Genomic DNA, 2,092 nt, shown 5'->3' with positions numbered 1-2,092 from the left:
CTGCGGCGCCACGGGCTCACCGACGCCCGCGCCGCGCTGCTGGCCGGCAGCATCCCGGCCGAAGATGCCGCGCTCGCGTTCGACAAGGGCCTCGCCATCGCCTCGATCACCGAACGCGAGGACGCGACCGCCCTCGGCGACTTCAACCTCGTGGCGCACAGCAAAACGATCACGCGGTTCACCGCGAGCACGCACGCGGTGCGCGGCGAACTCCCCCGGGCCATCCCGGCCGAGGTGCTCGGCCTCCGCCGCTTCGACACGAACCTGGCCTCTGGGCAGGTCGGCGGCCTGCGCCGCCAGCTCGACCGGCAGCGCGGCGGCATGAGCGTGCGCGCGCTACTCGAGAACTACGGCGACCTGATCACCCAGGTGATGCCGTGCACCCTGATGAGCCCGGAATCCGTCGCCCGGTTCTTCCCCGCTCACGCGGCCCTGTTCGACATCGTCGTGTTCGACGAGGCCTCGCAGATCCGGGTGGCGGATGCGATCGGGGCGATGGGACGGGCGGCGTCCGTGGTCGTGGTGGGCGACAGCAAGCAGATGCCGCCGACGAGCTTCGCCGAGACGAGCGCGAACATCGACGACGAGGGTGACGCCGGTTTCGACGGCGACGACGGCCTGCTCGGTGCGGTCGCGGACGAGGAGTCGATCCTCACCGAGTGCGTGCAGGCGCGGGTGCCGAGCAAGTGGTTGTCGTGGCACTACCGCAGCCAGGACGAGTCACTCATCGCGTTCAGCAACCACTACTACTACGAGAGCCGGCTGTCGTCGTTCCCGGCGCCCGCGTCGAGCGCCATCGCCGACCACGGCGTCTCCCTCGTGCGCGTCGACGGCCAGTTCGAGCGGTCGGGGCGCGGCACGGCGCTTCGCACCAACCCGGTCGAGGCCCGCGCGATCGTCGACGACATCGAGCGCCGCTTCCAGGCCTCGCCCGGGGTCTCCCCCTCGGTCGGCGTGATCACCTTCAACGCCCAGCAGCGCAACCTCATCGAGAACCTGCTCCGCGACAGCGAGGACGAGCGCATCGCCCTCGCCCTGGACGAGATCGATGGCCTCTTCGTCAAGAACCTCGAGAATGTGCAGGGCGACGAGCGCGACAGCATCCTCTTCTCGATCGCGTTCAGCGCGAACGAGAAGGGTGTCGTCCCGCTCAACTTCGGGCCGCTCTCCCGGGCGGGCGGCGAGCGCCGCCTCAACGTGGCGATCACCCGTGCGCGGCGACAGGTGGTGCTCTATGCGAGCTTCGACCCGGCAGTGCTGCGCGCCCAGGACACCAGCTCGGTCGGCATCAAACACCTCAAGGCCTACCTCGAGATGGCGGGCGCCGAGGCGTTGAGCACGGATGTCCGCCGCACGTCCACCGTGGACCGGCACCGCGACGACATCGCGGCCGCACTCCGCGCCGCGGGGCACGTCGTGCAGACCGACGTCGGGCTCTCCGACTTCCGGGTAGACCTCAGCCTCGCCTCGGCAACGGACCCGGGTCGGCCGCTCGTCGCGGTGCTGCTCGACGGGCCGAACTGGCGTGCGCGGCGCACGGTCTCCGACCGCGACGGCCTGCCCGTGGACGTGCTGCAGGGCATCATGCGCTGGCCGGGCGTCGAGCGGGTCTGGCTGCCCGAGTGGCTGCACCACCGCGACGAGACGGTCGCCCGGCTCGCGGGGGCGGTCGAGGCCGCGACTGAAGCTGCAGCCGCGGCCGACGTGGCCAGGGAGCTGGACCTCCCCGCGGGCGTCGAGCCCGCAGCAACCATCACCGAAACGCCACGGGATGCACCCGAGGTACTCGTCGCATCCCGCGCGGTGTCCGCCCCGACTGTACCGTTGGCCAACACGAGTGCGACCACGAGTTACCTCGCGCTCGACTACGCCGAGTGGTCCCCCGGGCGTCTCGGCACGGTCGACGTGCTCGACGCCTTGCCGCGGACCGCGGCCGCGGCGAACGTGCAGTCCGCGATTCGTGCGGCGGTCACGGCCGAGGGGCCGATCCACAGCGCCCGGCTGACCAAGCTCGTGGCAGGGGCGTTCGGGCTCGACCGGGTGAACCAGGCGCGGGCGGCATCCATCGTGCGGTGCGTGCCCGCGGACTTGA

At 71.4% G+C, this 2,092-nt stretch carries 1 protein-coding gene; it reads left to right on the top strand.

Annotated elements, in window-relative coordinates; all coding sequences use genetic code 11:
• Positions 1-2,092: DUF3320 domain-containing protein (locus tag QN345_RS18345; RefSeq protein WP_323509038.1), on the top strand; the 2,092-nt coding region annotated here is incomplete at both ends.

The organism is Cryobacterium sp. 10I1 (assembly GCF_035019805.1).
Lineage (GTDB): Bacteria > Actinomycetota > Actinomycetes > Actinomycetales > Microbacteriaceae > Cryobacterium > Cryobacterium glucosi.
The sequence above is the reverse complement of the archived record's forward strand: the minus strand, read 5'-3'. Positions and strand labels throughout refer to the sequence as shown.